5 protein-coding genes are annotated in these 4139 nt (G+C 24.6%); all 5 read right to left on the bottom strand.

The window, feature by feature from the left end; genetic code table 11:
- Positions 1 to 447: 447 nt before the first annotated feature.
- Entirely contained in the window at positions 448 to 744 is a 297-nt protein-coding gene (locus tag BN899_RS20025) for an ATP-binding protein (protein WP_242824240.1), read from the bottom strand.
- A complete protein-coding gene (locus BN899_RS20020) occupies positions 737 to 1342 on the bottom strand; it encodes a sensor histidine kinase (RefSeq protein WP_242824239.1) in 606 nt (201 codons plus the stop codon). Before BN899_RS20020 ends, BN899_RS20025 begins: the two co-directional genes overlap by 8 nt.
- Before the next feature lie 65 nt (positions 1343 to 1407).
- Complete coding sequence (locus tag BN899_RS18090; RefSeq protein WP_042278411.1) at positions 1408 to 2205, bottom strand: ABC transporter permease subunit; 798 nt, start codon at positions 2203 to 2205, stop codon at positions 1408 to 1410.
- Positions 2198 to 3136, bottom strand: coding sequence for an ATP-binding cassette domain-containing protein (locus BN899_RS18085; protein ID WP_042278410.1), 939 nt, complete (start codon positions 3134 to 3136; stop codon positions 2198 to 2200). Before BN899_RS18085 ends, BN899_RS18090 begins: the two co-directional genes overlap by 8 nt.
- A 109-nt stretch (positions 3137 to 3245) precedes the next feature.
- Positions 3246 to 3947, bottom strand: coding sequence for a response regulator transcription factor (locus tag BN899_RS18080; protein ID WP_042278408.1), 702 nt, complete (start codon positions 3945 to 3947; stop codon positions 3246 to 3248).
- Positions 3948 to 4139 lie beyond the last annotated feature (192 nt).

Genomic DNA, 4139 nt, shown 5'->3' with positions numbered 1-4139 from the left:
CAACTTCTTTAGTTTATCAAAGTTATTTAACCTTGTCAACTTTTTTCTGTTGTTTTTTTCTTGTTTGCCCTTTTCTTAAGGACAAGTATAACTATACCATCTCAAATTTATATCGTCAACACTTTTTTGAAATTTATTTGTTATTTTTTATAATTTAATTCATGTTTTTATTTTAAACTTAGTAATTCCAACATTTTTCAACTAAGTTAATATAGAGAAATTATTAATATATTTTTATAACTTTATTTTATATAAACTGTTTCTTCTATAAAAAATAAAGATACGGCTAGCTTTAACAGTATCTTTGTAATAAATTTAATTATAATTATATACTCCGCACTCAAGAACTCAGCCAACTAATTTATTTATATATTCTAAATATATTACTATATATGACTTTCTATAATAAATAACACATTCTTTAATTTTTATTTAAGTGTAAGGTTTTTATGGAGTTTTATTCTTCCATATACATTGTATATGTAGAAAATTGTCTTTAATATCACATTTTATATCTCCATTCATTTTATCCATTAATCCTCTAACAATAGATAGCCCAAGACCTGTGTTTCTATTTTTTGAATTTCTAGACTTATCACTTGTATAGAATCTATCAAACATTAATTCTACATCTTTGGATGTAAGATTTCCAGATTCATTTATTATTGTAACTACTGCATTTGATTCTTCTTCACTTAAACCTATATATACATAATCATTAGAATGCTTAGCTATATTAATCATTAGAATGCTTAGCTATATTAATCATTAGATTTTCCAAAACCCTTTTAGTCGCTGATATATCACCTATTATCATAATATCTTTGTCTGGAATATCTATATTCGGATTTATACCTTTGCTGACGAAGTATTCATAAAATCCAGCTAACTCATCACATAGTATATTATTTAAATTTATATATTCTAAGTTAAGTTTATAGTCGCTTGATTCTAATAATGATAGATTAAAAAAATCGTTTAGTAAATTTTGAAGATCCCTAGCTCTATTTTCTATTATATCTACATATTCTTTTTTCTTATTTTTATCTATATTCTCATTTTTCATCATTTGAACATACCCTAAAATTGAAGTAAGCGGTGTTCTTAAGTCATGAGAAATATTAGCTATTGTCCTTTTTAACTCATCCTGAGATTTCATATGATTTACCTGTAATTCATTAGAAATAGAAATATTCTTGTTAATTCTTTCTGCTAAATTCTCTATATCTTTATCAAATAGTTTTATATCTATTTTTTTTCTTGATTTTAAGCTATTATGATTATTTAGCTGTTTTGTAATATTCTTTATTTCATTTTTAATAAAAAATAAGCGGGCAAGCAAAACTATAGTAGCAAACAAAAAAATAACCACAAAGAAAATCACCTCACTCACCCTCCATTTTATCTTTATTTAATATCTTGTTTATTGAATATAATACATCCTAATATAGCGCTAATTAAAATTATTAATATTGAGCTAACTAAAAATGTAACTAGTGACCCATTATTAAACGGCATAGAACATAGATCCATAAGCATTAACATTGGCATTTTAGAATTTATATAACTAATTTTTAATTCGACTAATGACATCGGAATAAAAGTAACAAACAATACGCTTAAGCCTAAAACAATTGTTTTCTTTCTTGCTAATGTATGTATCATAGTATAAACACTAGCCATAGCACATAATATAATCAATATTGCTATAATTACCTTTAGTATGATAGTAAATTCACTGCTTGTAATACCTCTATTTACACCGTATATAACATTCCATATTACAAATGAAATTCCTATTGTCATAATAGAAAGTGAAATAATGACTACAAAAATGCATAATAAATTTGATATATAAATCTTATATCTATTATGTCCATAAGAAACAGTATTTTTTAATACACCAAATTCATATCTTTCCATTACTAATTCTCCAACTATAAATAACAACATTATACATATTATACCTGTAAATCCTAATGCTGTTGAAAGTATCTCCATAGGACCTTCTCTGACCAATGCACTACTAAGTATAAATCCATACATTCTATTATCTACCTGTCCAGTTATAATTCCAATTTCGGCACGAGGGTCTGAAAAAAAACTAGTTATTAAAATTATAAATATAATCATAGAAAACATACATTTCCTAAAAGTTTTATTTTTCTTTAGTCTATATAAATCACTTTTTATTAAATTAGTCATTTTCTTTACCTCCCACTAAGTTCATAAAATAGTCTTCTAAATCATCACCTTTATATGATAATTGTCTTATTACTATATCTTCCTTAGCAAAAGAAGTTGAAACATATCCTGAATTATCTAAAAAATCATATAACTTTATAGTATCCCCTGGTAATACTGTATAATTTTCACTTTTAAGAATATTTTCTATAGTCCATACAGCTTTATTAACATTATCTACATTTATTTCTAAAGATTTTTTACATCTCTCATCAAGGTCTGATTGTCTGATCTCCTCAACAAGTTTCCCTTTATTAATAACACCATAGCATGTTGCTAATTGATATAATTCATTTAGTATATGACTTGATATTAGTATAGTTATATTATTTTCTTTATTTAATTTCTTTAAAAGTTCTCTCATTTCAACTATACCTATTGGATCTAATCCATTAGTAGTCTCGTCTAAAATAAGAAATTCTGGATCCCCTATAATAGCCATCGCTACACCTAACCTTTGCTTCATACCTAGAGAAAAATCTTTTACTTTCTTTTTTCCTGTATCTCCTAAACCTACTAAGTTTAATTTTTCTTTTATACATGATTTTCCTGGGATACCCTTTTGAAGTCTTATTAATTCCATATTTTCATAAGCTGTCATATTTGGATAAAATGAAGGAGTTTCTATTAGTGCTCCAATTCTTTTTCTACCATCAATTATTCCTTTTTCTGTGCTATCACCAAAAATTTCTATACTTCCATTACTTATATTCGCTAGTCCAGATACTAATCTTATTAAAGTAGTTTTTCCAGCTCCATTTTTTCCTATAAATCCATAAATATCTCCATTTTTAATATTCATAGATACATTTTTAACTACATATTCACCCTTATATAATTTGCTTAATTTATTTGTTCTTAAGACGTAATCTGATACTTCACTTATTGTCATAAACTCACCCCTTATAAATATTTTAATATACTCATATTATAGAAATTAAGTTCTAATTAACTATAAATAAAATCTTAAGAAAGTATTAATTTTAAATATTTATATAAGGTTACTTTTCCAGTTTATAACCTATACCCCAAACGGTTTGTATATAATTATACTTAGTTTCAAATTTAGATAGTTTATTTCTTAAATTGCTTACATGAACAGTAATAGTATTATCATCACATAAGTATTCACTTTTCCATATACTCTCAAATAGATTTGACTTTGAAAATACTTTCTTAGGATTATTTATTAAAAGCTCTAATATATCAAATTCTCTTGATGTTAAAATTACATTATTATCATTTACAAATACTTCTCTCGTATCTTTATTAATAGATATTTCTTTATAATCTACTATATTTTTATATTTGCTGTTATCATAGCTAGAAAACTCTATGTACCTTCTTAAATTAGATTCAATTCTAGCTAATACCTCGTCTATATCAAATGGCTTACTTATAAAATCATCTGCACCTAATCTAAGCATATCTATTTTAATACTTCTCTCTTCTTTAGCCGATATAATAATAACTGGAGCTGTCATTCTTTTTCTAATATCACCTAAAAGTTCTTCTCCAGATTTACCTGGCAACATTAAGTCAAGTAAAACCATATGCCAATATTCCTGTTCTAAATATATTAATGCTTCTGTTCCAGAATAGGCTTGTTTTACTGTATAACCTTCATTTAATAACATTTCATACAGCAGTTTATTTATATCATTATCATCTTCAATTATTAATAATTTTATTTTTTGATTCATATATTCCTCCAATATTAACCCTATAATTTTTATTTTATCAAACATTTTAATATAAAACTATTTAGAATTATTAATGAATGGAATATTTTAATCATTTAAATTTTAAAATTATGATTTTTTAATCAATAAAAAAAGAAGACTCTGCCTAATGGCATGTCTCCTTATATAAAAATTAATATATTTAACAAAATT

Source organism: Faecalimicrobium dakarense (assembly GCF_000499525.1).
GTDB classification, from domain to species: domain Bacteria; phylum Bacillota; class Clostridia; order Peptostreptococcales; family Peptostreptococcaceae; genus Faecalimicrobium; species Faecalimicrobium dakarense.
Note: the sequence above shows the minus strand (reverse complement) of the source record. Positions and strands in the feature narration are given on the sequence as shown.

Excerpts from the sequence above, each read along its gene's own strand:
- BN899_RS18090 (WP_042278411.1), bottom strand. The coding sequence starts at position 2,205 with ATGACTAATTTAATAAAAAGTGATTTATATAGACTAAAGAAAAATAAA.
- BN899_RS18080 (WP_042278408.1), bottom strand. The coding sequence starts at position 3,947 with ATGAATCAAAAAATAAAATTATTAATAATTGAAGATGATAATGATATA.
- BN899_RS20025 (WP_242824240.1), bottom strand. The coding sequence starts at position 744 with ATGATTAATATAGCTAAGCATTCTAATGATTATGTATATATAGGTTTA.
- BN899_RS18085 (WP_042278410.1), bottom strand. The coding sequence starts at position 3,136 with ATGACAATAAGTGAAGTATCAGATTACGTCTTAAGAACAAATAAATTA.